Genomic DNA, 25,307 nt, shown 5'->3' on the forward strand with positions numbered 1-25,307 from the left:
ATCGGTATGCGGAAGCGCAAAGACCCGCTGCTGAGCGGGTCTTTGCGTTTGGACTTTATGGTGCCGGCACCAGGAATCGAACCCGGGACCTACTGATTACAAGTCAGTTGCTCTACCAGCTGAGCTATACCGGCCAGAAGGGGCCGCCATTATAGCGATTGGGCGGTGCGAGTAAACCTCTTCGAAGCAGGTTGAGGAGGTTTCCAGCATCAGCGGCCATCGGCTTATGCACAAAGGTGATGTGTTCTGGTGCGTCGGTTCTGGAAATTTGTGCGCTGCGTCTCGGAATTTAGCAAGCTTCTGTATTTATTCGGGTTTCTTGGTGAGATCAAAAAATGATCGCCAGGCTCCGATTGAGCAGAGAAAGGCATTTCAATGGTTCGCCCAGATTTCATCAACAATGTTATCCACAGCTTCTGTGGGTAAGGCTCAGCGCTCGGCCAGCAGCAGGACGTTCCGCGGCGTGAGCTGGGAAGGGCAGAAGCTGCCGAGCGTGACCTGGTAGCCCTGCTCTTCGAGGAACAGGGCGCGATCCAGCACCAGCCAGAGTTCCAGGGGGCGGCGGAACAGGCTGCGGGGGAGCTCCAGATTGCGGACTATGGCAAGGCGTTGCCAGCCTGCGGTTTCCAGCGACTGCCAGTCGCGGTCAGCAGGGGTGGGGAGTTGCTTGAGTTCGCAGAGATCGCGGCAGAAATCCGGGAATGACTTGTCCAGCCAACTGGTTGCGAGGGAGGGAACGGGAAGATAGCGGTCTTCCCCCGTCAGTTCTCGTTGCAACAGGTCGAAGGCCAGGCGGCGTGCCATGGACTGGTCGCGCTGCCGGCGGACGCGGGCGCCGGCGGTGACGGTTTCGCTGAGGGACAGGCGCAGGTCGGTCTGGCTGAGTTGCAGTGCGGAAGCCTTGGCCGTCTCGGAGAGTGGCTCATAGACCGGCGTCCGGATGCGGTTGTAGCAACAAGGGGCGACCGCCAGTTGGCGGCAACCGGTCTCGCTGGCCAGTTGCAGCAGGCGCACGTGGAGATCGCCACAGGCATGCAGGGCGACCACAGTGTGTTCGGCCGTCAGGTGGCGCAAGGCGTCGTCTGCCAGGGCGTCCTGTTCACGGTGTTCGGCGGCGAGGCCCAGGCGTTGGCTGAGTTGCTGGCCGCCAGCGACCAGCTGCGGGTCGAGCTCGATGCAGGTCAGCTGTGTGCCGTCATGGGCCAGGCGTCGACCGAGATGCCCCTTGCCGGCGCACCAGTCGAGCCAGTGTTCAGGGGGCTGGCGAAACCCAAGTCGGCTGGCGAAAGCGTCGATCTGCTGCCATTTACGTCCCGGGACGTCCACCATGAACGCGTGGGGCAGCGTCTCGGCACGTACGGCGGGAAGCTCACCTAGACGGCAGAGTTCGACAGAACGCGCTGCAAGCTGTGGGTAAGGTGCTGGCGCGTTGAGCTCTTCAGGATGGTTGTGGATGGCGTCAGCATCGGCGAGGGTGCGTTCGAGGAGCCATGCGGCCAGTTCGGGAAGTTGGTTTTCCCAGGGCAAGCGAGGTTCGATAAAGGGGATTGGGCGCCAGATTGCCTGATGCTCGCGGAGGAACTCATTCAGGGCGGCGAAGCGTTCCCGCAAATGCGGGCCTCGGAGGGGCGCGGGGCTGGTCATGCTGGCGAAGCGATTGGCAATCAGGGGCGGCGATTATAGCGCCACCAAAGCCGCTCCTCATCCGGGGACGAGGAGCGGTCGAGGTCAGCGGCCCTGCAGGGCATCCACGCGCAGCTTGCGCTCAAGCACGCGGAAGGCACGAACCAGCACGTACGCCATCAGCAGGTAGAAGAGACCGGCCGCGAAGAAGATCTCCACCGGCAAGTAGGTGCGGGCGATGATGGTCCGTGCCATGCCGGTGAGTTCCAGCAGGGTCACGGTACTGGCCAGGGCGCTGGCCTTGATCATCAGGATCACTTCGTTGCTGTAGGCGGGCAGGCCAATGCGCGCGGCGCGCGGCAGGATGATGTAGACCAGTGCCTGGAAGCGCGACATGCCGAGGGCCCGGGCTGCCTCGATCTCACCCGGCGGAACGGCCTGGATGGCGCCACGCAGGATTTCCGCGATGTAGGCCGCGGTGTGCATGGTCATGGTGATCACGGCGCACCAGAACGGGTCGCGCAGGTAGGGCCACAGCGGGCCTTTGCGGACCGCTTCGAATTGCGCCAGGCCGTAGTAGACCAGGAACAATTGCACCAGCAGCGGCGTACCGCGGAAGAAGAAGATGTAGCCGTAGGGCAGGGCGCGCACGTACCAGTGGCGCGATGCACGTGCGATGCCCATTGGCACCGCGAGGATCAGGCCGGCGATCACCGCGATGGCAACCAGTTCCAGGGTCAGGATGGCACCCTGGGACAGTTGCGGCAGGTATTTGAGGATGACTTCCCAGTTCATGCTGCGCTCCGCTTGAAGCCACGGCTTGCGCGCTTCTCAAGCCAGTGCATGCCGATCATCGCGAGGATGGTCAGGCCCAGGTAGATGAAGGCGGCCACCATGTAGAAGGTGAAAGGCTGTTTGCTGGCGGTCACGGCGATCTGCGAACGGCGCATGATTTCCTCGAGGCCGATCACGGAGACCAGTGCGGTGTCCTTCATCAGGATCATGAACAGGTTGCCCAGGCCCGGCAGGGCGATGCGCCACATCTGCGGCAGGATCACGCGCCAGAGAATACGTCCGCTGGACAATCCGAGGGCCATACCGGCCTCTCTGTGCCCTTTGGGAATGGCCAGGATGGCGCCGCGGAACACTTCGGTGGCGTAGGAGCCGAAGCACAGGCCGAGGGCGATGGTGCCGGCGGCGAAGGCGTTCAGCTCCAGCTCGGGATAGCCCAACCATTCACCGAGGGCGCGCATCAGGTTGACCGTGCCGAAGTAGATCAGCAGGACCCAGAGCAACTCCGGGACCCCGCGCACGAGGGTGGAATAGGTGCCACCGAGCCATTGCAGCGGCTTGATGGAAGAAGTCCTGGCCAATGCACCGAGCAGGCCGAGCACCAGACCAACCGCCAGCGCGGAAAGCGCCAGTTTGACGGTCATGAGGGTGCCCGCGACCAGGGCAGGGCCGAATCCGTAGAGATCGAGGGTCATGTGGGCTCAGGCGCCGGTGCCGCGCAGGGGCGGCACCGGACGGGCAGGTCAGTAGATGCTGAAGGGGAAGTACTTGTCGTTGATCTTCTTGTAGGTGCCGTCGGCAACGATTTCCTTCAGCGCAGCGTTCAGCTTCTCGCGCAGCGGGTCGCCCTTGCGCACGGCAATGGCGATCTTGTCGTTGTCGAATACCGGGTCACCCTTGAACTCGAAGTCCTTGCCTGCGTCGCTCTTGAGCCATTCCCAGTTCACGAACTTGTCGGCCAGCACACCATCGACGCGGCCGGAGGACAGGTCGAGGTAGGCGTTTTCCTGGGTGTCGTACAGCTTGATGTCGACAACGTCTTTCATGTTGTCTTCCAGCCAGGTACCGGCGATGGTCGCGCGCTGAGCGCCGATCACCTTGCCTTTCAGGCTGCCCTTGTCGGTCTTGAAGTCAGTGCCTTTCGGGGCAATGAACTGCAGTTTGTTGGTGTAGTAGGGGTCGGTGAAGTCGACGGCCTGCTTACGCTCTTCGGTGATGGACATCGAGGCGGCGAGGAAGTCGAACTTCTTGGCGTTCAGGGCGGGGATGATGCCGTCCCAGTCGGAGGTGACCACTTCGCACTCGGCCTTCATCTTGGCGCAGAGGGCCTGGGCGATCTCGACGTCGAAACCGCCGGCCTGGCCGCTGGCATCGATCAGGTTGAAGGGGGGATAGGCGCCTTCGGTGCCGATCTTCAGCTTGTCGGCGGCGACGGCGGTGGTGCCGAAAGCGAGGGTAGCGGCCGCAGCCAGCAGAATCTTCTTGTAGTTCTTCATTACGCTCTTTGCTCCGTGTTTAGCGATTGCTGGACATGAATTGTTTACAGCGCGCCGATTGCGGGTTGTCAAATACCTTCTCTGGCGGGCCCTGTTCTTCTACCAGTCCCTGGTGAAGGAAAACCACTTCGCTGGAGACGTGCCGGGCGAAGTTCATTTCATGGGTGACCAGCAGCATGGTCCGGCCTTCATCGGCCAGCGCGCGGATCACGTTAAGCACTTCTTGTACCATTTCCGGGTCCAGCGCCGAGGTGGGTTCATCGAACAGGATGACCTTCGGCTGCATGGCCAGGGTGCGGGCGATGGCCGCGCGCTGCTGCTGGCCGCCGGAAAGCTGGGTCGGATAGACGTGGCGCTTGTCGGCGATACCGACCTTGGCCAACAGGGCTTCGGCGACCTCGGTGGCTTCGGCTCTGCTCTGGCCAAGCACGCGGCGCGGCGCTTCGATGATGTTGTCGAGCACCGTCATGTGCGGCCAGAGGTTGAAGTTCTGGAAGACGAAGCCGATCTCGCTGCGCATGCGATTGATCTGCTTGTTGTCGGCGGCGACCAGTTCGCCGGTGCGGCTCTGCTTGAGCTTGAGCTCTTCGCCGGCTACCAGGATCTGGCCCTCGTGCGGGTTTTCCAGGAGGTTGATGCAGCGCAGGAAGGTGGACTTGCCGGAGCCGGAGGAACCGAGGATGGAGATCACATCACCGTCGTTGGCGGTGAGGGATATACCCTTGAGCACTTCGAGATCGCCGTAGCGTTTATGCAGGTTGCGGATTTCAAGCGCTGGCGTGGCTTGGGCCATGGGGGGTCCTCTTGTTTTCGTGGGCACTCTGGCGGTGGGGCGGCCTTCCTGGCGAGGGCAAGCTAGCATAGCGCTTTGCCACGCGAAAGCCGCCCGAGGCCCCCTGGATGGCTCTGTGGGCGAGTTTGTCGCATCGCTGCAGTTGGTTGTCGCGGTAGCAAAAAAGCCCCTGTCGCAGGCTGAAATGCCCGGAATTCGCACCTTTACCCAAGGTCTTTGCCTTTTTCTTTACGGATCAATCGTTTATGAGAGCGGCGTGACGAAAACTTCAGGATCGGTCCCTGTCTGTCCAAGGGGCTGCGGTCGTTCCCGCAGCAGTGCGGTTAGCGCCGACTCGGGCAGCGGTCTGGCGAAGTGGTAGCCCTGGCCGAAATTGCAGCCCAGGGATTTGAGAATCATCAGGTGCCGTTGGGTCTCGACGCCCTCGGCGACCACGTCCAGTCCCAGGTTGCGGGCCAGGCTGAGGATGGTTTGCACGATCTGCAGGCCTTCTGGGCACTGGTCGAGTTGGATCATGAAAGAGCGGTCGATCTTCAGGACGTCCAGACGGAAGCGGTGCAGGTAGCTAAGGGAGGAATAGCCGGTGCCGAAGTCGTCGATGCTGATGCGCACGCCGAGATCGTGAAGCTGCTGGAGCACGATGATGGTCCGCTCGGAGTCGGCCATTGAAACGCTCTCGGTGATTTCCAGATGCACGCATTCGGCGGGGATGCCGGTTTCGTCGATGATGGCGCTCACCTGCAGTACCAGGTCGTGCTGGGCGAACTGTCGGGCGGAGAGGTTGATGCTGACCGTCAGCGGCGGCTGGCCTGGTAGATCGCGATGCCAACGAGCGACGCTTCGGCAGGCTTCGCGCAGCACCCAAAGGCCGAGGGGCAGAATCAACCCGGTGTCTTCGGCGACCTGGATAAAGTCGCCCGGATAGACCAGCTCTCCTCCTGGAACCTGCCAGCGCACCAGGGCCTCCACACCGACCAGCTCACTGCTGGTGATGTGCACGATGGGCTGGTAATGGAGCACGAATTCGCCGTTCTGCAGGGCGTTGCGCAGGCGTGTTTCCAGGGTCAGCCGGCCCACCGCCGTTTCGTGCAGGCTGTGGTCGAACAATTCGAAGCGGTGTTTGCCCAGCGCCTTGGCGCGGTACATGGCGAGGTCTGCGTGGCGCAGGATTTCTTCGGCCGATTCGTAGCCCAGGTCACTGGGTGCGATACCGATGCTGGCGCTGATGTAGAGCTGCTCGCCATTGATCAGGAAGGGTGGCTCCAGGGCTTCGAGCAGACGCTCGGCCACCCGAGCCGGAGCCTCGGAGTTGCCGATGCAGTCCAGCAGGATGGTGAACTCATCGCCGCCCATGCGCGCGAGGGTATCGGTCTGTCGCAGGCAGCCACCCAGGCGCGTGGCGACCTGGATGATCAGCAGGTCGCCGGCGAGGTGTCCGAGGCTGTCGTTGACCAGCTTGAAGCGGTCGAGGTCGATGAACAGGACCGCAAAGGCCGCCTCCCGGTGCCGGTTGCAGCGAGCGACCGCGCGGGATAGTCGATCGGAGAAAAGGGCACGGTTGGGCAGTCCGGTCAGGGGATCGTGGAACGCATCGACCAGTTGTTCTTCGGCGCGTTTGCGTTCCACCACCCGTCCCATCTGCACGCCGATCTGCGCCATCAGGTGCAGCAACGTTTCATCGGGCTCCAGCACGCAGTTGGCGAAGAACTCGAGAACGCCGACCACTTCGCTGCCCGCCAGCACCGGGAAGGCCGCTGCGGCCCTGAGGCCAGCCTTGCCCGCTGCGTCCACGCGGCAGAAATCCGGGTTCTGGCTGATGTCGGCGATCCATGCCGGGGTACCGCTGGAGAGCACGCGACCGGGCAGGCCGAAACCCGGCGGAAACTCCATGGCTTCCGTTACTTGCCGGAACTGGTGGAAGCGCTGCTCGTCGGCGTAGTGCCAGATGGCGGCCGAGCGCAGGCGCGCTTCGCCCTCGACGTGATCGGTCAGGTAGGCGTGGCCGATCTGCCAACCGGTGTACTGGCAGACGCTGGATACCGTGAAGCTCAGTCCGTCAGCGACCGTAGCCGCACCGTTGGCAGCGTCGGCGATGGATTCGAGCAGCTGCAGTTGCAGCTGTTTTTCATAGAGCTCGCGCAGGCCGTGCTCGGCTATCTGTTCTGCCTCCAGGCGCGCCTGGTGTTCGCGCTGCAGGCGCCGACGGAGTCTGTTGGCTTCCGGATCGCGCGATACGCCGTCCATGCGCGCTCAGCCCCGGTTCTTGCCGTGGAAGGTGATTCGGCAGCGGCATTCGGTATCGCCGCGATGCATGCAGGCAAGGTGGTCGACGGCCAGTGACTCGCCGAAATGCACCGCCGCGCCCTCGATGAAGCCGTGAGCCAGGGCGCAGAGTCGGCGGGGGGAGCGATAAGTCATCATCAGCGTACCGTCCGCTTCATCACGGAAGCCGAAGGTGGGGACGTCCGCGCCTGGATAGATCATGCGGACTTCGGGGTGGATGATCTGGTTGACGCTGAGGATGAAGGGGTGCGTCGAGTCGTGGGTATCGAAGTAGGCGGGGTAGCGGCTGGCCAGTGACGGCATCGCTTCGCGGCCGAACCAGCGCAGGACTTCGAATGAGGACATGTCGAGCGCTTCGGCGGCGGCTGCCACCAGGCGGTAGATGTGATCGTCGGGGTAACTGCCGAGGGCCGTGTAGACACCGTCCAGGCCGGTACCATCCAAAAGGGCGTCCCAGGCATCTTCGCCCTGGTGCCGGGTAACCACTTCTTCGAGCAGGTTGAAGACGATTCCCTTCATGCAGCCCCCTGGCGCCCTCGGGTCGAGTCCCTTCGGGGTTGCCTCGAGGCGCTTCGAAATGAGGTTAGCAGCGCCGTTAGCATCGTGCCCGGCGGCTGTGAGGGATGCTGAAAACAAAAAACCCCAGCACATGGCTGGGGTTTTTTGTTTGGTATTAGTGGTGCCCAGGGACGGAATCGAACCGCCGACACGGGGATTTTCAATCCCCTGCTCTACCAACTGAGCTACCTGGGCAACGGGGCGCTATTAAACGGATTTGCCGGCGCCTCGTCAACACCCTTTTGAAAATTTTTTTAGTTATTCCGGGCGCTTACGCGCTCGGGGGGACGTAGCCCTCTGCCTGGGCGTAATCCTCGCCGGAAAGGAACTTGTCCATTTCCGCCTGGAGGAATTTGCGATCCTCGGCGTTCATCATGTTCAGGCGACGCTCGTTGATCAGCATCGTCTGGTGGGCTTGCCACTCATCCCAGGCCTTCTTCGAGACGTTGTTGAAGATGTCCTCGCCCTTGGCGCCCGGATATGGCGGACGCTCCAGGCCCGGCAGTTCCTCTTTGTACTTGCGGCACATGATGGTGCGGGTCATCGCGGTTCTCCTGCATTCAATACGTCGGCCGCGCGCTTGAGCAGCTTCTTCACCGGGGCGGCCAAGCCCAGGCGCGGCGGGGTGGCGAGGTTATACCAGAGCCAGTCGCCCTCGGCCACGGCGGGGGCACTGCCTTCCACGGCCACCAGCCAGGGCTCGATGGCCAGCTGGAAGTGGCTGAATGTATGCGTCAGGCCGGGCAGTTCGCGGCGCTCGCCCAGCTGCAGAGCGTGTTGGCTGGCCAGCGGGGCGAGCGCGTCGAGGTCGTCCATTTCCGGCAGGCTCCAGAGTCCACCCCAGAGCCCGCTCGACGGCCGGCGATAAAGCAGGATGGCGCCATCGCGGCTGGCCAGCAGGGGCATCAAGGTGCGCTTTTGCGGCAAGGCCTTGCGTGGTTTCGATACGGGGTAGTCGGTCTCTCGGCCCAGGTGGTGAGCACGGCAACCGCTCTGCAGCGGGCATAGCAGGCAGCTTGGCTTGCTGCGGGTGCAGAGGGTGGCGCCCAGATCCATCATCGCCTGGGTGTAGTTGTTGACCCGTGCGTGAGGGGTGAAGCGCTCGGCCACTTCCCAGAGTTGCTTGGCTACTTTCGGCTCGCCCGGGTAGCCGTCCTGGGCGACGTAACGGGCCAGGACGCGCTTGACGTTGCCGTCGAGAATCGGCGCGCGTAATCCCATGGACAGGCTGGCGATGGCGCCGGCGGTGGAACGGCCAATGCCAGGCAGCTCCGCAAGCTGGTCTACATCGCGGGGGAATTCACCGCCGTGTTCGGCCACTACCTGCTTCGCGGTCTTCTGCAGGTTGCGGGCGCGTGTGTAGTAGCCGAGGCCGGTCCAGAGGTGGAGCACTTCGTCTTCAGGTGCGGCGGCCAAGTCCTGCACGCTGGGCAGGGCTTCCATGAAGCGGTCGAAATAACCCAGGACCGTGCTGACCTGGGTCTGCTGCAACATGATTTCGGATACCCAGACGCGATAGGGGGTGATGCCCTGCTGCCAGGGCAGGTCCTTGCGACCGTGGCTGTCGTACCAGTCGAGTACGGCGCCGGAAAACTGCTCGGGACTCATTGCTTGAACAGCCCCTTGAGCGCGTCCTTGAGTTCCGGGCTGACCTTGTCGCCGAGCTTCTCTTCCAGTTTTTCGTTGAGCTTGTCGCCGGCCAGCTTGGCGGCGACCTTGCCCATGCCGTCCTTGTCCAGGCGGCACGCCTTGGCGCCCAGTTCCAGCGGGCCACGACAGCGCAGCGGCCACTCGATGCCGACATAGCGTTCGTTGACCTGGCAGGCCGGGTCCGGCATCGCGCTCTTGTCGCCTTCGATGATCACGCCGACGCGGTAGTCCAGGCCGAGCACGCGCAGGTCGATGGCGCCGTCGCCCTTGACGCTGAGGCCGGGGATGCTGGCGATCAGGTCTGGGTTGGTGGCCACGCCGTTGTTGAAGGCGAGGGAGCCCTTGAGCTCGCGGAAGGGGGTTTCGCTGCCGCCACGGGTGCCTTCCAGGCCTTTGCGGTTGAGTGTCGCGATGCCCTGGCAGAGCTGTTGCTCCAGGTTGGCGTCGAGCAAGGCGCCGTCATTGAGCGCAAAGCTGGCGGTGCCGTTGAGGCCATCGACCCAGGCCTTCTGGCTGTTGCCGCTACTGGTGATATTGGCGTTCAGGTCGAGCAGGCCGCGCACTGGCGGTTTCTGCTCCTGCGCTTTCAGGAGCTTTTCCACCGGCACATTGTTGATGCGTTTCTGCGCCTTGAGCAGCGGTACCGCCGGGCGTGCGTCGATTTGCGCATTGGCGACGAAGCTGCCGCCGAACAGCCCGCCGCGCAGGTCTTCCAGTGTCACCAGGCCGCCCTTGCCATTGGCCTTGAGGCTGACGTCATCCAGGGGCAGTTTGTCGACGGTGAACTGGCCGAAATTGAGGGTGGCTTCCAGATCGACCTTGCGCAGCTGATCCACGGGCAGGATCGGGGTTTCGCTCCAGGCCGCCTGGGTGGGGGCGTTGGGCAGCGGCGTGGCGCCCTGGGTGGCAGCAGCCACGGCAGGCTTAACCTCGGCCTGGCGCGCGGTCTGGACGGCCTCTTTGGCCTTGGACTTGGGCGGCAGATAGCGATCGAGGTCCAGCTTGTCGCCCTTGAGCTGAACGCGTACGGCTTTCCTGACGAAGTCGGCCACGGCCAGGCGGCCGTTGAGGGTGCTGTCATCCAGCTTCAGGTTCAGGCCTTCAAGGGCCAGGCTGTTGGCGCTGCCGTTGAGCTTGGTGACCAGTTCGAATTTCTGCAGAGTCGCGGCATCGCTCATCGGCGGCAGCTCGACACCAATGCCGGTGAGGAACTCGCGCAGGTTGAGCGGGGCGATGGACAGGCCGCCTTCCAGGCGCGCGTCCTTGTCCAGGTCATGCACTTTCAGCTCGCCGAGGGCGCGCAACTGGTTGCCGGAGAGCTTCAGGCTGTTCCATTCGGCGACGTTGGCGGCCAGATCGGCCAGCAACTGGCCCTGGGCGGTGAAGGCGAGCGTCTTGCCTTTGAGCGGCTCGCCCGAGGCCTCGCCGCTCAGCTTGAGATCTTCCAGCTGATAACGCTTGAGGGCGCGTTCGAAGCGCAGATTGGCGGTGAGGTCGGTCTTGGCGCGCAGCACTGGCTGGTTGGTGCCGAAGAAAGCGCTGAGCTTGAGCGGAATGCTGGCGCCTTCGCGGATGGCGCCGGTGGTCAGTTCAATGCCTTCAGCGCTGAATTGCTTGCCGGTCTTGGCATCGGTGTAGTCGATGCGGGCGTTGTGCACGGTCAGGCTGTCGATATCCAGCTTGATCGGGCGCGCAGGTTCGTCGGCGGCGGGCGCTTGTTTGGCCTCTTCGGCGGGTGCTGGCGTGGTCGGCGTGCCGGCCTGGGCGGTTTCCGGGGCCTTGGCGGGGCGGCCGATATCTTCCCAGTTGCCGCGGCCTTTCTCGTCACGCTGCAGATCGAGGTTAAGGCCCTCTACGCGGATGTCGCTCATCTGCACTTCGCGGCGCAACAGCGGCAGCACGCGTACCGACAGGCCAATCATGTCGAGGTTGGCGAAAGGCTTTTCCGGGGTAACGGCGCTGGCCAGGGTCGCCTCGTGCAATTCGAGGCCGAGCCAGGGGAACAGGCTCCAGCCAATGTCGCCGTTCAGAGTCAGTTCGAGGTTGGCCTTGTCGCGGGCCAGTTGCTGGATTTCATCCTTGTAATCGTTCGGGTCGAACAGGTGGGTCAGGGCGAAGCCCCCCGCCACTATGATCAGCAACAGCCCGAGGAAGATGAGGCCCAGGATTTTGCCGAAGGCTTTCATTGGCCAGTCCTTGTGATGGATCGCGTGAATTGAAGGTGCCGAGTATAGCGCCGGGCCATCAGCCTTGGTGCGCGGCCGCACGTGGCTCGGCGCCCTGGTCAGGGACTTTGGATAGTGAATTTGGCCGTCGGTTCAGCTCAGGGGCTGGACGTCGCCTCAGAGGTTTTCCAGCGGCAGGTGCAGATGCGCGGCCAGGGCCTGGGATTCCAGGTGGTCCAGCGGGGCAGCCAGGTGCAGCGATCTTCCTGATTCCCGTGCGAGGCGTGCGGACTCTTCTATCAGTCGACGAGCGACGCCGCGGCGGCGGGTCACCTTGCGCACGCACAGATGGGACAGTCGCCAGTGAGGCTCGCCGCGCAGCAGAAGGGCCGCGCCCAACAGGCGGTCGTTGAAACGCCCGACTACCAGCTGGCCCTCGGCCAAGCCGCACGTCACCAGTTCCGCGGCACTGGCATAGGGCGCCAGCAGCCAGTCCGGCGCGTCGGCGTAGATCTTCGCCAGGTCGCCACGGTCCTGCTCGGACAGGCTGTTCAGGGTCTCGACGATCACGGGCATGGGGGCTCCTGAAGGGTATTGCGGGGGCGGGCCGGCAGTGTAAACGCCGCCGACCGCCGTCGGTAGCGGCACCAAGGGCCTGCGGCCTATAATGGCGGTCTTTTTCGTGAGCCTTTTTGTGGAGCTGGTGATGGCCGAACGTACGGCATCCGTCGAACGCAATACCCTGGAAACCCAGATCAAGGTTTCGATCAACCTGGATGGCACTGGCAAGGCGCGCTTTGATATCGGCGTCCCCTTCCTTGAGCACATGCTCGACCAGATCGCCCGTCATGGCCTGATCGACCTGGATATCGAGTGCAAGGGCGATCTGCATATCGACGATCACCACACCGTGGAAGACGTCGGCATCACCCTCGGCCAGGCCTTCACCCAGGCCATCGGTGACAAGAAGGGCATCGTCCGCTACGGCCATTCCTATGTGCCGCTGGATGAAGCCCTGTCCCGCGTGGTCATCGACTTCTCCGGCCGTCCCGGCCTGCAGATGCACGTGCCCTTCACTCGCGCCGTGGTCGGTGGCTTCGACGTCGACCTGTTCCAGGAGTTCTTCCAGGGCTTCGTCAACCACGCCCTGGTGAGCCTGCACATCGACAACCTGCGTGGCCACAACACCCACCACCAGATCGAAACCGTGTTCAAGGCCTTCGGCCGCGCCCTGCGCATGGCCGTCGAGCGTGATCCGCGCATGGCCGGCCAGATGCCCTCCACCAAGGGCGTGCTCTGATGCAGACGGTTGCAGTCATCGACTACGGCATGGGCAACCTGCACTCGGTTGCCAAGGCCCTGGAACACGTTGGCGCTGGCCGCGTCCTGGTCAGCAGTGACGCCAATGTGATCCGCGAAGCCGACCGGGTGGTCTTCCCCGGTGTTGGCGCGATCCGCGATTGCATGGCCGAGATCCGTCGCCTGGGCTTCGACGAACTGGTCCGCGAAGTGAGCCAGGACCGCCCGTTCCTCGGCATCTGTGTCGGCATGCAGGCGCTGCTGGAGCGCAGCGAAGAGAACGACGGCGTTGATTGCATCGGCCTGTTCCCCGGCCAGGTCCGCTTCTTCGGCAAGAACCTGGTGGAAGACGGCGAGCACCTGAAGGTGCCGCATATGGGCTGGAACGAGGTGGAGCAGGGCGTCGCCCATCCGCTCTGGCACAACATCCCCGACCGCGCGCGTTTCTACTTCGTGCACAGCTACTACATTGAGGCCGGCAATCCACAGCAGGTGGTCGGCCGCGGTCACTACGGCAAGGACTTCGCCGCCGCGCTGGCCGAGGGTTCGCGTTTCGCCGTGCAATTCCACCCGGAAAAAAGCCACACCCACGGCCTGCAGTTGCTGCAGAACTTCGCCGCCTGGGACGGCCGCTGGTAAGCATGAGCCGCGCGAAGAAGGCCCCAAGCCTGCAACTCGACGCCGCCCAGACCAACGACGCGGTACTGGCGATCAAGCGTTTCATGGCGGATCGCTTCGAGCTGGAGTTGGGTTCCTTCGAGGCCGAGGAAGTGCTCGACTTCTTCGCCCGGGAGTTCGCGCCGCATTTCTACAACAAGGCGATCTTCGATGTGCAGGCGCACCTGAAAGACAGGTTCGAGAGCATCGAAAGCGACTTGTGGGCGCTCGAGAAAGATTGAGCGCCAAGCCGATTCCACTGACTTCTTACAGGTTGAACCGATGCTGATTATCCCCGCTATCGATCTGAAGGACGGCGCCTGCGTGCGTCTGCGCCAAGGCCGCATGGAAGACTCCACCGTGTTCTCCGACGACCCGGTGAGCATGGCCGCCAAATGGGTGGAAGGTGGTTGCCGCCGCCTGCACCTGGTGGACCTCAACGGTGCTTTCGAGGGCAAGCCGGTGAACGGTGAAGTGGTCACCGCCATCGCCAAGCGCTACCCGAACCTGCCGATCCAGATCGGCGGCGGCATCCGCTCCCTGGAAACCATCGAGCACTACGTCAAGGCCGGCGTCAGCTACGTGATCATCGGCACCAAGGCGGTGAAAGAGCCCGAGTTCGTCACCGAGGCCTGCAAGGCCTTCCCGGGCAAGGTCATCGTCGGCCTGGATGCCAAGGACGGGTTCGTCGCCACCGACGGCTGGGCCGAAGTCAGCAGCGTGCAGGCGGTCGACCTGGCTCGCCGCTTCGAGGCCGACGGCGTGTCCGCCATCGTCTACACCGACATCGCCAAGGACGGGATGATGCAGGGTTGCAACGTCGAAGCTACCGCTGCCCTGGCCGCTGCCAGCCGTATCCCGGTGATCGCTTCCGGCGGTATTCACAACCTCGGTGACATCGAGAAGCTGCTGGCCGCCAAGGCCCCCGGCATCATCGGCGCCATCACCGGCCGCGCCATCTACGAAGGCACCCTGGACGTCGCCGAGGCCCAGGCCTTCTGCGACAGCTACAAGGGTTGATCGACGGCTAACGGTGCGCATTGCGCACCCCACGGGACACTGTTATGGCTCTCGCAAAACGCATCATCCCCTGCCTCGACGTGGACAACGGCCGCGTGGTCAAGGGCGTCAAGTTCGAGAACATCCGCGACGCCGGCGATCCGGTGGAAATCGCCCGTCGCTACGATGAGCAGGGTGCCGACGAAATCACCTTCCTCGACATCACCGCCAGCGTCGACGGCCGCGACACCACCCTGCACACCGTCGAGCGCATGGCCAGCCAGGTGTTCATCCCGCTGACCGTGGGCGGTGGCGTGCGCACCGTGCAGGACATCCGCAACCTGCTCAATGCCGGCGCCGACAAGGTGTCGATCAATACGGCTGCGGTGTTCACGCCCGAGTTCGTTGGCGAGGCCGCCGCCCGTTTCGGCTCCCAGTGCATCGTGGTCGCCATCGACGCGAAGAAGGTATCCGCCCCCGGGGAAACACCTCGCTGGGAAATTTTCACCCATGGCGGACGCAAACCCACCGGCCTCGACGCCGTGGCATGGGCAAAAAAGATGGAAGACCTGGGCGCCGGCGAGATTCTTCTCACCAGCATGGACCAGGACGGCGTCAAGAGCGGTTATGACCTCGGCGTAACCCGTGCCATCAGTGAAACCGTCGGGATTCCGGTGATCGCCTCCGGCGGCGTCGGCAATCTTGAGCACCTGGCAGCCGGCATTCTCGAAGGCAAGGCCGACGCCGTGCTGGCGGCCAGCATCTTCCACTTCGGCGAGTACACCGTGCCCGAAGCGAAGGCCTATCTGGCCAGCCGTGGAATCCTCGTGCGCTGAGCACAATTCTTGCCTAGCATTCGCCCAGGCTGCCCGCGTGACGGACTTCGCAGCCTGGGGTGTTGATGCCCGAGCCTCGCTCCCGCGAGGTTAAGCTCAGCGCATTTCCCATCTCTCCTGGAAGGTAGCCGCTTATGTCGAAACGCCTGCTGCTGGCGCTGGCCGGTACCCTTATGGTGCTTGCCGGCGCTGCCCGCGCCGAAGTGGATGAGAACTACAGCGTCGTTCTCCTGACTGAAAACTTCCCCCCGTACAACATGTCGATCAATGGGAAGAACTTCGCCCAGGAAGACAACATCGACGGCATTGCTGTCGACATCGTGCGTGAGATGTTCAAGCGCGCCGGGGTCAAGTACAGCCTGACCCTGCGCTTCCCCTGGGACCGTATCTACAAGCTGGCGCTGGAAAAGCCGGACTATGGCGTCTTCGTCACGGCGCGTCTGCCCGAGCGTGAGCAGTCCTTCAAGTGGGTTGGCCCGATCGGTCCGGATGACTGGATCATGTTGGCCCGTGCCGACAGCCAGATCGCCCTCGGCAGCCTGGAAGACGCGCGCAAGTACAAGGTCGGTGCCTACAAGGGCGACGCTATTGCCGAGTACCTTGCTCAGCAGAAACTCGAGCCCGTAACCGCCCTGCGCGACCAGGAAAACGCGAAGAAGCTGGAAAAAGGCCAGATCGACCTCTGGGCTACCGGCGACCCGGCTGGCCGTTACCTGGCCAAGCAGGAAGGCGTGGGCGGCCTGAAGACCGTGCTGCGCTTCAACCAGGCCGAGCTTTTCCTGGCGCTGAACAAAGAGGTCCCCGACGAAGTTGTGAAGAAACTGCAGGGCGCGCTGGACCAGATGCGCGCCGAGGGCTTCGTCGACGAGATCCTCAACAGCTACCTGTAACGGGTAGCGCATCGAAAGTAGTTAAAGACTCCAGCGACCGGCCAAAAGCCGGTCGCTTGCCAAGGAAGGCAGGACGGGTCAAGCCGTACGTCCGTGGGTGGGGAGCCCGCGCAAGGAAGCCGCTTAGCCACAACCACAAATCAAGCGAGCGGTATGACAATGCAGAAGTTGATCCAACGCGCCCTGACCCTGGGCCTGATGTTCCTCGCCTTCACGGCGCGCGCCGAAGTACCGGCGGACTACAAGGTGGTGTTGCTCACCGAGAACTTCCCGCCCTTCAACATGGCGGTGGATGACAAGAACTTCGCCCGTGACGACGGCATCGACGGCATCAGCACCGATATCGTCCGCGAGATGTTCAAGCGTGCCGGCATCAACTACAGCCTGACCCTGCGTTTCCCCTGGGACCGCCTCTATCGCCTGACCCTGGACAAGCCCAACTACGGCCTGTTCTCCACCACCTTCACCGCCGAGCGCCAGCCGCTGTTCAAGTGGGTCGGCCCGATTGCCAAGACCGAGTGGGTGCTGCTCGCCGCGCCGGGCAATAACCTCAGCATCAAGGACCTGAAGAGCGCCTCCCAGTACCGCATCGGCGCCTATAAGAACGACGCCGTCAGCCAGCACCTGGAAACCCAGGGCATGGCTCCGCAGAACGCCCTGCGCGATCAGGAGAACGTGAAGAAGCTGATCAAGGGCCAGATCGACCTCTGGGCCACCACCGATCCGGTGGGCCGCTACCTGGCCAAGCAGGAGGGCGTGACGGGCCTGCAGACCGTGCTGCGCTTCAACAGTGCCGAACTCTATCTGGCGTTCAACAAGGACACCCCGGACGAGGTCATCGAGCGCCTGCAGAAAGCCCTCGACCAGATGCGCAGCGACGGCTACGTCGACGAGATCACCCAGAACTACCTGTAATCGTCGGTTTATTCGCGATGCTTTTCTGTAGGGGCGATTTCAATCGCCAAGGGCAGCGCAGCTGCCCCATGAGGGCTTGCAGGGCAGACCTGCGGCCTGCTTGGCGAATGAAATCGCCCCTACAAGGTGTCCTGCCGCCTACCGGTAAACCCCCGCGTTGCCATGGGCCGCCATGGCGCGATTGCCGCGCAGGGCGATCAGCATTTCCACATCGATCAGTTCGAAGCCCCGTTCCTTCAGGCGCGGCAGCTCGCGCTCGAGCAGCTCCAGGGTTGCCGGATGCGGATGGCCGATCATCAGCGCCGAGCCTTGCTTGCGTGCCAGCTTGAGGGCGGCGTCGAACTGCGCGGCGACTGCGGCTGGACTCTGGTCGTCATCGAGGAAGATGTCCCGCGAGAGGCTGGCCAGCCCGGCTTTCTGGGCCTCGGCGGCCGCCACCGTGGCGGCGCTGGTGCGGCTGTCGATAAAGAAAAGGCGTTCCTGCTGCAGCCGCTGCATCAGCCAGGTCATGGCCGGACGCTGAGCGGTCATGCGGCTGCCCATGTGGTTGTTCAGGCCGCGGGCGTAGGGCACCTGGCGCAGGGCGGCGTCCAGTCGCTTTTCCAGCTCGGCGGTGGAGAGTTCGGGGTGCCAGGCATACGGGCCGGTAGCCGGGTCCATGGGAAGGTGCAGCATCACGGTCTTGCCGGCGGCGTGGGCGGCCTCGGCCAGTTCGCGGGAGTGGCGGGCATCCGGCAGGATGGACAGCGCCACCGGGCCGGGGAGGGCAAGGACGCGATGGTCGCGGGCCGGTGTCTGGCCCAGGTCATCGATCACCAGGGCCAGCCGTGCGACAGGGTCGGCACCGGCACCGGCTGCCGTTGCGCTCAACCACAGCGCCAGCAGCCAGGTACCCCATTTCATGTCAGTTCTTGCGGGTGACGTTCAGGCCTTTCAACAGGTTGAGGGCCTGGCTCAGTTGGAAGTCGTCGTCCTGCGGACGCGGTTCCGCGGACTTCTTGCTCGAACTCGGACGTTCGGCGCCGCCATTGCCGTTGCCGAGGTGGCCGGCGAGGTCGGCTTCCTTGAAGGTCTCGCCGTCCTGCTCGCGGGTGACCTTGGCGCGCGCCACCTCGATATCCGGGACGATGCCCTGGGCCTGGATCGAGCGGCCGTTCGGGGTGTAGTAGAGCGCGGTAGTCAGCTTCAGGGCGCGGTCGTTGTTCAGCGGCAGCACGGTCTGCACCGAACCCTTGCCGAAGCTGTCGGTGCCCATCAGCACGCCACGCTTGTGGTCCTGCAGTGCGCCGGCAACGATCTCGGCCGCCGAGGCACTGCCGCCGTTGATCAGCACCACCAGTGGTACGCCATCGCTGGCATCGGCCGGGTCGGCGGAGAAGCGCAGTTCGGAGTTGGCGATGCGGCCTTTGGTGTAAACGATCAGGCCCTTCCTCAGGAAGTGGTCGGAGACTTCCACTGCCGACTGCAACACGCCGCCAGGGTTGTTGCGCAGGTCGAGGACCAGGCCGGAAAGGCGGCTGCCGTTGTCCTTGCGCAGCTTGGCCAGGGCCTTGCCGACTTCTTCGCCGGTGTTGACCTGGAACTGGGTGATGCGCAGGTAGCCGTAGCCCTTCTCCAGCATCTGGCTCTTCACGCTCTTGACCTTGATCGCGGCGCGGACCAGTTCGACATCGAAGGGTTGGCCGCCATCGCGAACGAGGGTCAGGGTGATCTTGCTGCCGGCCTTGCCGCGCATCTTGTCCACCGCTTCCATCAGCGAGATGCCCTTGGTCGGCTGGCCGTCGATCTTCACGATCAGGTCGCCCGGCTGAATACCGGCCTTGGATGCGGGGGTGTCATCGATGGGGGAAACCACCTTGACGAAGCCGTCTTCGGTGCCGACCTCGATGCCGAGGCCGCCGAACTCGCCGCTGGTGCTTTCCTGCAGCTCCTGGAAGTCTTCCGGCTCTAGATAAGCAGAGTGCGGATCGAGGTTGCTGAGCATGCCCTTGATGGCGTTTTCCAGCAGGGTCTTGTCGTCGACCGGCTCGACGTAGGCGGACTTGATGCGATCCAGCACCTCGGCAAAGGTCCGCAGCTCATCCAGGGGCAGCGGTGCCTTGCCGTTCACCGCAGTAGCGGGGAGGGTTGCCGGCTCCTCGGCGGCCAGCAGCTGTGGGGCGCCGCCGAGCAGCGCCAGAGCCATGGCCAGGGAAGTGAGGCGGGACAGATGCGGCATGCGAAACTCCTGCTAGATGAGATGGCGCCTATCCTTGCGCGCGGCACCACTGTGCCGGGTCGGTGGGTCGGCCCTGCTGGCGAATGGCGAAGTACAGCGCGGGCGTGTCCTGCCCGCCGCTATTGCCGACGGTGGCGATGGATTCGCCTGCCTTCACGATATCGCCGGCACTTTTCAATAGACGCTGATTGTGTCCGTAGAGGCTCAGAAAGCCGTTGCCATGGTCGAGAATGACCAGAAGCCCGGCGCCGCGCAACCAGTCGGCGAAAACCACGCGGCCGCCGTGTACGGCCCGAACGGAGCTGCCTTCGGCCGCGCCGATCAGTACGCCATCCCACTTAGCGCGGGAATCGCCGCCACGGGCCGAACCGAAACGCGCCACCAGTCGGCCATCCACCGGCCAGGGCAGCTTGCCGCGCGCCTGGGCGAAGGGGCCGCCGAAATTGCCGCCGGTGCTGGATACCATCGGGCCGGTGACGGGCCTGGCCGGGCTGCCGGCCGGGTGTTCGCGTAGCTGGCGCTGCTGCTCGGCCAGTGCACGCTTGCGGGCTTCTTCGGCCTCGCGGGCCTCGCGCTCCTGGCGGGCCAGGGTTTCTTCGATGGTCTTGAGTACCTTGCCCAGCTGTTCCTGGTCCTGCTGGCGCGACTTGAGCTTCTTGTCGCGGTCGCTGACGTCCTGGTTGAGCTTGGCCAGCGCCTGCTGGCGCTCCTTGCGTGCCGCCGCCAGTTGCTCGCGGCGGCCATCGAGGGCCGCTTTCTGCTCGTTGAGCTGGTTCTGCTGGGCGGTGATTTCCTGCTCGACGTTGGTCAGCTGGCGCAGGGTTTCGTTGAACGCGGCAAGCTGCTCCAGGCGCGCCTTGCTCAGGTAATCGTAGTACGTGAGGGTGCGGGCGAACTTCTCGGGGTGCTGCTGGTTGAGCAGCAGCTTGACGTATTCCTGCTGACCGCTCTGGTAGGCAGCGCGGGCCTGGATGCCGATCAGGCGCTGCTGTTCAGCGCGCGCGTCCTGGAGTTTTTTTTTCTCCCCGTCCAGCCGCTGGATCTCGCCTTCGCTGTCCTTGAGCTCCTGCTGCAGGTCCTTGATCTGCTGCTCCAGGTTGCCCATTTCGGTTTCGGTCTTCTTCAGGTCGGTCTGGACGCCGGACTTTTCGTCCTGCAGCTGCTTCAGGAGTTTCTTCAGCTCGGCGACATCCTTGCCGGCCTGGTCCAGCTGCTGCTGGGTTTCGGCGCGCTGGTCGGCCATGACCGGGGTGAGCAGGCTGGCGAAGATAACGAGGGCGAGGGCGCGAAGCATGGGGTGTGGGGCACCAGGGGGGGAGGACCGGCCTAGTATGCCCGTGGTGCGGGGCAAAAAAAACGCCCCGGACCAGGGGTTCGGGGCGTTTCCTGACAAGGCGCGCAGATTTACTGCGCCAGGGCCGCGCCGTGGCGTCGGCCCGCGTCGATCATTGCAGTTCGACGATAGTCCTGCCGGACATCTCGGCCGGTACCGGCAGGCCCATCAGGGTCAGCAGGGTCGGGGCCACGTCGGCCAGTACGCCGCCTTCGCGGATCGTCGCCGGACGCTTGCCGACATAGATGAACGGTACTGGCTCGCAGGTGTGGGCGGTATGCGCCTGGCCGGTCATCTCGTCTTCCATCTGCTCGACGTTGCCGTGGTCGGCGGTGATCAGCGCTTCGCCGCCCACCTTGTCCAGGGCTTCGACGATGCGGCCGACGCAGCTGTCCAGGCATTCCACTGCCTTGACCGCGGCCTCGAACACGCCAGTGTGGCCGACCATATCGCCGTTGGCGTAGTTCACCACGATCACGTCGTAGCGCTGGTTCTCGATGGCGTCGACGATCTTGTCGGTGACCTCGGGGGCGCTCATTTCCGGCTGCAGGTCATAGGTGGCGACCTTGGGCGACGGGATCAGGATGCGCTCTTCGCCTTCGAAGGGCTCTTCACGGCCGCCGGAGAAGAAGAAGGTCACGTGGGCGTACTTCTCGGTCTCGGCGATGCGCAGCTGGGTCTTGCCGTTCTTCGCCAGGTATTCGCCCAGCACGTTTTCCAGGGATTCCGGCTTGTAGGCGCTGGGGGCGGGGATGCTCGCCGCGTACTGGGTCAGCATCACGTAGCCGGCCAGTTGCAGTTCGCGCTGGCGGGGGAATTCCTTGAAACCAGGCTCGACGAAGGCGCGGGACAGTTCACGAGCGCGGTCGGCGCGGAAGTTCATGAAGATCACGGCGTCGCCATCTTCCACCTTTACGGCATCGCCGATACGGGTGGCCTTGACGAACTCGTCGCTCTCGCCGCGCTCATAGGCAGCGGTCAGACCTTCGACGGCAGTGGCGGCGGTGAATTCGGCCCGACCTTCGGTGATCAGGTTGTAGGCGGCTTCCACGCGGTCCCAGCGATTGTCGCGGTCCATGGCGAAGTAGCGGCCGATCAGGCTGGCGACGCGGCCCTTGCCGAGGCGGGCGAAGGCTTCGTCCAGCAGCTTGATGGAGGGTTCGGCGCTCTTGGGCGGCGTGTCGCGACCGTCGAGGAAGGCGTGCAGGTAGATCTTCTCGGCACCGCGCTGGGCGGCCAGCTCGGCCATGGCGACCAGGTGGTCCTGGTGGCTATGGACGCCGCCATCGGAAAGCAGGCCCATGAAGTGAACGGCCTTGCCGGCAGCCACGGCCTTGTCCACAGCGGTGGTGATTTCCGCGTTGGTGAAGAAGTCGCCGTCGCGGATCGACTTGGTCACGCGGGTGAAGTCCTGGTACACCACGCGACCTGCACCGAGGTTCATGTGGCCGACTTCGGAGTTGCCCATCTGGCCGTCGGGTAGACCGACGTCCATGCCGCTGCCTGAAATCAGGCCGTGGGGCTGGGTGGCACGCAGGCGGTCATAGACCGGGGTGCTGGCGGCATGGATGGCGTTGTATTCGGGGCTGTCGCTGTGACCGAAACCGTCCAGGATGATCAGGACCAGGGGTTTGGGCGTGGCTGTCATAGTGTCCGACTCGTCTGCGGCAATGGGTGGAAAGTTGCGGGCAAGGCCCCGGAAAAAAGACGCGGCATTCTACGTTCTGGTTCCGTCGGCGTCACCGCTGGACGGGGTTTGGCCGACCTGTGGGGCTGTGTATACTGGCCGGCATTTTACCGTCCCGGAAGCCGACGATGCTCGCTAAGCTGATTGAATTTGCCACTAACCACTATGTACTGAGTGGATCGTTCGTGCTGCTGCTGGCCCTGCTGCTGGCCCACGAACTGCGCCGCAGTGGCCGCGCTATCTCCACTCGCGAGCTGACCTCCCTGGTCAACGGCGGCCAGGCCGTGGTGCTGGACGTGCGCGGCACCAAGGATTTCTCCGGCGGCCATATCGTCGACGCCCTGAACATCCCCTATGAAAAACTCACCAGCCGCATCGCCGAGCTGGAGAAGTACAAGGACAAGGCCATCATCGTGGTCGACTCCATGGGCCAGCACGCCGGCACCGTCTGCCGCGACCTGCAGAAGGCCGGCTTCAACGCCATCAAGCTCTCCGGTGGTATCGGCACCTGGCGTGGCGATAACCTGCCGCTGGTGAAGTGAGATGGCCGGGACTGTCATCTATTCGAGCGCCTGGTGCCCTTTCTGCATCCGTGCCAAGCACCTGCTGGACAGCAAGGGCGTGCGCTATGAAGAGATCAGCGTCGACGGCAACCCTGCAATTCGCGCCGAGATGACCCGCAAGGCCGGGCGCACCTCGGTGCCGCAAATCTGGATCGGCCAGACCCACGTGGGCGGCTGTGACGATCTGTACGCCCTGGAACGTGCCGGCAAGCTCGACGCGTTGCTCCAGGCCAATCCGTAAACGGAAACGCACTAGAACAAGGCAGAACCATGACCGAACAAGCAAGCAACGGCGCCAATAACCCTCAGTTCTCCCTGCAGCGCATCTACGTGCGCGACCTGTCCTTCGAAGCGCCGAAGAGCCCGGAAATCTTCCGCCAGGAGTGGGCTCCCAACGTTTCCCTGGACCTGAACACCCGTCAGAAGCAGCTGGACGGCGACTTCCATGAAGTCGTGCTGACCCTGTCCGTGACCGTGAAGAACGGCGAAGAAACCGCCTTCATCGCTGAAGTGCAGCAGGCCGGTATCTTCCTGATCAAAGGCCTGGATGCGGCTTCCATGAGCCACACCCTGGGCGCCTTCTGCCCGAACATCCTGTTCCCCTATGCCCGTGAAACCCTGGATAGCCTGGTTATCCGCGGTTCCTTCCCGGCGCTGATGCTCTCCCCGGTGAACTTCGACGCCCTGTACGCCCAGGAACTGGCGCGTCTGCAGGCCGCTGGCGAAGCCCAGGCCTGATTTTCAGGCTCCACGAAAAAGCGCCCTTCGGGGCGCTTTTTTGTTGGGAGTTAAAAACCTTGTAGGGGCGAATTCATTCGCCAAGCAGGCCGCAGGGCTGCCCCTCGAACATTCGGGGGCCGCTTCGCGACCCTTGGCGAATGAATTCGCCCCTACAGGGGAAGTGCCCCCAAGGATGCTCTGCGCAGTTCAATCCAGACTGAAATCATGCTGCCGCCAGGCCTCGTACACCGCCACGGCAACGGTATTGGACAGGTTCAGGCTACGGCAATTGGGGCGCATGGGCAGGCGCAGGCGTTGTTCCGGGGGCAGGCTTTCACGGACTTCCTCGGGCAGGCCACGACTTTCCGGGCCAAAGAGGAATGCATCGCCCTTCTCGAATGCCACTTCATGGAACAGCTTGGTGCCCTTGGTGGTGAAGGCGAATACCCGGGGTTGGCCCAGGGCCTCGAGGCAGCTTTCCAGGTCGCTGTAGCGCTTGAGCGTGGCGTACTCGTGGTAGTCCAGTCCGGCGCGGCGCAGACGCTTGTCGTCCAGCTCGAATCCGAGAGGTTCGATCAGGTGCAGGTGGCAGCCAGAATTGGCGCACAGCCTGATAATGTTGCCGGTATTCGGCGGAATTTCCGGTTGAAACAGGATGACGTGAAACATGAGTAGCCCCGGGCCCGAAGACGGGCGGCATTCTACTCCCGATGATGATCCGCGACCGAGCCTGTGGCCGCGCTTTTTGTTCTCCCTTGCCCTGCTGGGCCTGCTGGCTGGAATGATGCTCGGCCGCCTCACGGCGCCGGAACCCGTGCACCTGGAGCAGATCGAGGTACGCCAGGACGGCCTGGCGCTCTGGTTCGACCACGAGCCCGAGGTACGCGTGGAAGCGTTGGAAGGTGCCTACGCGCTGGTGCTGGGCGCGGAAGGACAATCCGCCAAGGGGCAGCTGACCCTCGGCACCGCGCCAGTGAGCTGGAAGGTGCTGCGTTCGACCCAGGGGGTGATGGTGCGCTTCGTGGCGGCGCGGCCCTTGCACGGTGAGTGGCATGGAGCCGCGGAGGATGGGCGCTGGCGGCTGGAAGTCAGCCTGCGCGCCGAATAAGAAAGGGGATTCCCCGGCCTGCCTGTACCAAGGCCCCCTGAAGGGTGGTCATCCGCCGTGGCGAGTGACGCGGTCCTGCACCAGGCCCTTGTGGGGCCTGAGGCGCCTGGAGTCCAGCGCGCCTGTGGATAAAAGAGGGGATTCCCCGGCCTGCCTGTACCAAGGCCCCCTGAAGGGTGGTCACCCGCCGAGGCGAGTGACGCGGTCCTGCACCGGGCTCTTGCGGAGCCCGAGGCGGCTGGAGTCCAGCGCGCCTGTGGATAAAAGAGGGGATCCCCGGCCTGCCTGTACCAAGGCCCCCTGAAACCTGGTCGCCCCAGGGCGACGCTGTGTTGCTCCCGGCCCTTCTGGGGCCGTGGCGGCTGGAGGTCAGCCTGCCTGTCATAAGAGTGGGGATTCCCCGGCCTGCCTGTACCAGGGGCCCCAAAACCGCTGTTGTCTGGACTGCTGTTGTCTGGACTATTGCAGGGGGCGTGCCAATTCTTCCCATGCTGCCGGATCAGGTTCCTTTGCTCGGCTGGAGGCCGCGTAGTCGCTGGCTTTGAAGGAGAGAGGGCGTGGTTGGAAAGCGTGCCGGCGGGAGGGTTTCAGCGTTGCGAGTGCCTGGGAGAGGAGCACTTTTTTGAGGCGCCAGCATGATTCGGGCACCAGCGATGGTCCTTTTGCAGAGGGATCGAATTCCCGGCAAATGGAACAAGACCCCGCCGGGACTTCGGAAGAGC

At 63.8% G+C, this 25,307-nt stretch carries 27 protein-coding genes and 2 tRNA genes; 11 read left to right on the forward strand and 18 right to left on the reverse strand.

Features of this window, described 5'->3' with window-relative positions; translation table 11 throughout:
• Nucleotides 1–58: 58 nt before the first annotated feature.
• The 13 genes from MnOB_RS18420 to MnOB_RS18480 form a co-directional block, all read right to left on the reverse strand.
• Nucleotides 59–134, reverse strand: a tRNA-Thr gene (locus tag MnOB_RS18420).
• Nucleotides 135–429: 295 nt separating this feature from the next.
• Nucleotides 430–1,644: a methyltransferase gene (locus MnOB_RS18425; protein ID WP_077525676.1), complete on the reverse strand. Its 1,215-nt coding sequence runs from the start codon at nucleotides 1,642–1,644 to the stop codon at nucleotides 430–432.
• Between the two features lie 84 nt (nucleotides 1,645–1,728).
• A complete protein-coding gene (locus MnOB_RS18430) occupies nucleotides 1,729–2,418 on the reverse strand; it encodes an ABC transporter permease (RefSeq protein ID WP_077525677.1) in 690 nt (229 codons plus the stop codon).
• Complete coding sequence (locus MnOB_RS18435) at nucleotides 2,415–3,110, reverse strand: ABC transporter permease (protein WP_077525678.1); 696 nt, start codon at nucleotides 3,108–3,110, stop codon at nucleotides 2,415–2,417. Before MnOB_RS18435 ends, MnOB_RS18430 begins: the two co-directional genes overlap by 4 nt.
• 48 nt (nucleotides 3,111–3,158) lie before the next feature.
• Nucleotides 3,159–3,911: an ABC transporter substrate-binding protein gene (locus MnOB_RS18440; RefSeq protein WP_077525679.1), complete on the reverse strand. Its 753-nt coding sequence runs from the start codon at nucleotides 3,909–3,911 to the stop codon at nucleotides 3,159–3,161.
• A gap of 19 nt (nucleotides 3,912–3,930) precedes the next feature.
• Nucleotides 3,931–4,704 (reverse strand): ABC transporter ATP-binding protein, encoded by a 774-nt coding sequence (locus MnOB_RS18445; RefSeq protein WP_077525680.1) that lies wholly within the window; start codon nucleotides 4,702–4,704, stop codon nucleotides 3,931–3,933.
• 243 nt (nucleotides 4,705–4,947) lie between these two features.
• Nucleotides 4,948–6,948: a putative bifunctional diguanylate cyclase/phosphodiesterase gene (locus tag MnOB_RS18450; protein WP_077525681.1), complete on the reverse strand. Its 2,001-nt coding sequence runs from the start codon at nucleotides 6,946–6,948 to the stop codon at nucleotides 4,948–4,950.
• Nucleotides 6,949–6,954: 6 nt separating this feature from the next.
• Nucleotides 6,955–7,506: a heme NO-binding domain-containing protein gene (locus MnOB_RS18455; RefSeq protein ID WP_158713830.1), complete on the reverse strand. Its 552-nt coding sequence runs from the start codon at nucleotides 7,504–7,506 to the stop codon at nucleotides 6,955–6,957.
• A gap of 158 nt (nucleotides 7,507–7,664) precedes the next feature.
• Nucleotides 7,665–7,740 (reverse strand) — tRNA-Phe (locus MnOB_RS18460).
• A 76-nt stretch (nucleotides 7,741–7,816) separates the two neighbouring features.
• Entirely contained in the window at nucleotides 7,817–8,089 is a 273-nt protein-coding gene (locus MnOB_RS18465) for an oxidative damage protection protein (RefSeq protein ID WP_077525683.1), read from the reverse strand.
• Nucleotides 8,086–9,153: an A/G-specific adenine glycosylase gene (gene mutY / locus MnOB_RS18470; RefSeq protein ID WP_077525684.1), complete on the reverse strand. Its 1,068-nt coding sequence runs from the start codon at nucleotides 9,151–9,153 to the stop codon at nucleotides 8,086–8,088. Before mutY ends, MnOB_RS18465 begins: the two co-directional genes overlap by 4 nt.
• The gene (locus MnOB_RS18475) at nucleotides 9,150–11,381 is read right to left on the reverse strand and encodes an AsmA family protein (RefSeq protein WP_077525685.1); all 2,232 of its coding nucleotides are present in this window, start codon (nucleotides 11,379–11,381) and stop codon (nucleotides 9,150–9,152) included. The genes mutY and MnOB_RS18475 overlap by 4 nt, the downstream gene beginning before the upstream one ends.
• Before the next feature lie 156 nt (nucleotides 11,382–11,537).
• Nucleotides 11,538–11,936 carry an acetyl-CoA sensor PanZ family protein gene (locus MnOB_RS18480; RefSeq protein WP_077525686.1) on the reverse strand — a complete coding sequence of 133 codons (399 nt, stop codon included), beginning with the start codon at nucleotides 11,934–11,936 and terminating at the stop codon, nucleotides 11,538–11,540.
• A 130-nt stretch (nucleotides 11,937–12,066) separates the two neighbouring features.
• On the opposite strand from MnOB_RS18480, the gene hisB reads away from it, so the two are divergent.
• From hisB to MnOB_RS18515, 7 genes are all read left to right on the forward strand, one after another.
• Nucleotides 12,067–12,660: an imidazoleglycerol-phosphate dehydratase HisB gene (gene hisB / locus MnOB_RS18485; RefSeq protein WP_028629882.1), complete on the forward strand. Its 594-nt coding sequence runs from the start codon at nucleotides 12,067–12,069 to the stop codon at nucleotides 12,658–12,660.
• Nucleotides 12,660–13,298 (forward strand): imidazole glycerol phosphate synthase subunit HisH, encoded by a 639-nt coding sequence (gene hisH, locus MnOB_RS18490; RefSeq protein ID WP_077525687.1) that lies wholly within the window; start codon nucleotides 12,660–12,662, stop codon nucleotides 13,296–13,298. Before hisB ends, hisH begins: the two co-directional genes overlap by 1 nt.
• Nucleotides 13,299–13,300: 2 nt before the next feature.
• Entirely contained in the window at nucleotides 13,301–13,558 is a 258-nt protein-coding gene (locus MnOB_RS18495; protein WP_077525688.1) for a DUF2164 domain-containing protein, read from the forward strand.
• 40 nt (nucleotides 13,559–13,598) lie between these two features.
• The gene (gene hisA / locus MnOB_RS18500; protein WP_016495212.1) at nucleotides 13,599–14,336 is read left to right on the forward strand and encodes a 1-(5-phosphoribosyl)-5-[(5-phosphoribosylamino)methylideneamino]imidazole-4-carboxamide isomerase; all 738 of its coding nucleotides are present in this window, start codon (nucleotides 13,599–13,601) and stop codon (nucleotides 14,334–14,336) included.
• Nucleotides 14,337–14,380: 44 nt separating this feature from the next.
• Complete coding sequence (gene hisF / locus MnOB_RS18505; protein ID WP_077525689.1) at nucleotides 14,381–15,151, forward strand: imidazole glycerol phosphate synthase subunit HisF; 771 nt, start codon at nucleotides 14,381–14,383, stop codon at nucleotides 15,149–15,151.
• 134 nt (nucleotides 15,152–15,285) lie between these two features.
• On the forward strand, nucleotides 15,286–16,041 hold the full coding sequence (locus MnOB_RS18510; protein WP_077525690.1) for a substrate-binding periplasmic protein: 756 nt from the start codon (nucleotides 15,286–15,288) through the stop codon (nucleotides 16,039–16,041).
• A 159-nt stretch (nucleotides 16,042–16,200) separates the two neighbouring features.
• The gene (locus tag MnOB_RS18515) at nucleotides 16,201–16,956 is read left to right on the forward strand and encodes a substrate-binding periplasmic protein (RefSeq protein WP_077525691.1); all 756 of its coding nucleotides are present in this window, start codon (nucleotides 16,201–16,203) and stop codon (nucleotides 16,954–16,956) included.
• A gap of 138 nt (nucleotides 16,957–17,094) precedes the next feature.
• On the opposite strand, the gene MnOB_RS18520 is transcribed toward MnOB_RS18515, so the two are convergent.
• The 4 genes from MnOB_RS18520 to gpmI all read right to left on the reverse strand — a co-directional run bounded on the left by MnOB_RS18520 (nucleotide 17,095) and on the right by gpmI (nucleotide 22,155).
• Nucleotides 17,095–17,859, reverse strand: a complete 765-nt coding sequence (locus MnOB_RS18520; RefSeq protein ID WP_077525692.1) for a divergent polysaccharide deacetylase family protein — start codon at nucleotides 17,857–17,859, stop codon at nucleotides 17,095–17,097.
• A gap of 1 nt (nucleotide 17,860) precedes the next feature.
• Nucleotides 17,861–19,174 carry a S41 family peptidase gene (locus MnOB_RS18525; RefSeq protein WP_077525693.1) on the reverse strand — a complete coding sequence of 438 codons (1,314 nt, stop codon included), beginning with the start codon at nucleotides 19,172–19,174 and terminating at the stop codon, nucleotides 17,861–17,863.
• Nucleotides 19,175–19,202: 28 nt separating this feature from the next.
• Complete coding sequence (locus MnOB_RS18530) at nucleotides 19,203–20,468, reverse strand: murein hydrolase activator EnvC family protein (protein WP_077525694.1); 1,266 nt, start codon at nucleotides 20,466–20,468, stop codon at nucleotides 19,203–19,205.
• Between the two features lie 151 nt (nucleotides 20,469–20,619).
• Entirely contained in the window at nucleotides 20,620–22,155 is a 1,536-nt protein-coding gene (gene gpmI, locus MnOB_RS18535; protein WP_077525695.1) for a 2,3-bisphosphoglycerate-independent phosphoglycerate mutase, read from the reverse strand.
• Between the two features lie 167 nt (nucleotides 22,156–22,322).
• Between gpmI and MnOB_RS18540 the strand changes: the two genes are divergently transcribed.
• From MnOB_RS18540 to secB, 3 genes are read left to right on the forward strand one after another with little or no spacing between them, the layout of a single operon-like run.
• Entirely contained in the window at nucleotides 22,323–22,736 is a 414-nt protein-coding gene (locus MnOB_RS18540; protein WP_077525696.1) for a rhodanese-like domain-containing protein, read from the forward strand.
• 1 nt (nucleotide 22,737) lies between these two features.
• On the forward strand, nucleotides 22,738–22,998 hold the full coding sequence (gene grxC / locus MnOB_RS18545) for a glutaredoxin 3 (RefSeq protein WP_077525697.1): 261 nt from the start codon (nucleotides 22,738–22,740) through the stop codon (nucleotides 22,996–22,998).
• A gap of 29 nt (nucleotides 22,999–23,027) precedes the next feature.
• Nucleotides 23,028–23,495, forward strand: a complete 468-nt coding sequence (gene secB / locus MnOB_RS18550; RefSeq protein ID WP_077525698.1) for a protein-export chaperone SecB — start codon at nucleotides 23,028–23,030, stop codon at nucleotides 23,493–23,495.
• A gap of 189 nt (nucleotides 23,496–23,684) precedes the next feature.
• Here secB and trmL read toward each other — a convergent pair whose 3' ends face one another.
• Entirely contained in the window at nucleotides 23,685–24,146 is a 462-nt protein-coding gene (gene trmL, locus MnOB_RS18555) for a tRNA (uridine(34)/cytosine(34)/5-carboxymethylaminomethyluridine(34)-2'-O)-methyltransferase TrmL (protein ID WP_077525699.1), read from the reverse strand.
• Here trmL and MnOB_RS18560 point away from each other — a divergent pair.
• Entirely contained in the window at nucleotides 24,145–24,585 is a 441-nt protein-coding gene (locus tag MnOB_RS18560; protein ID WP_077525700.1) for a hypothetical protein, read from the forward strand. The genes trmL and MnOB_RS18560 overlap by 2 nt on opposite strands.
• Nucleotides 24,586–25,307: the final 722 nt, after the last annotated feature.

It is taken from the genome of Metapseudomonas resinovorans, assembly GCF_002003485.1.
Classification (GTDB): Bacteria; Pseudomonadota; Gammaproteobacteria; order Pseudomonadales; family Pseudomonadaceae; genus Metapseudomonas; species Metapseudomonas resinovorans_D.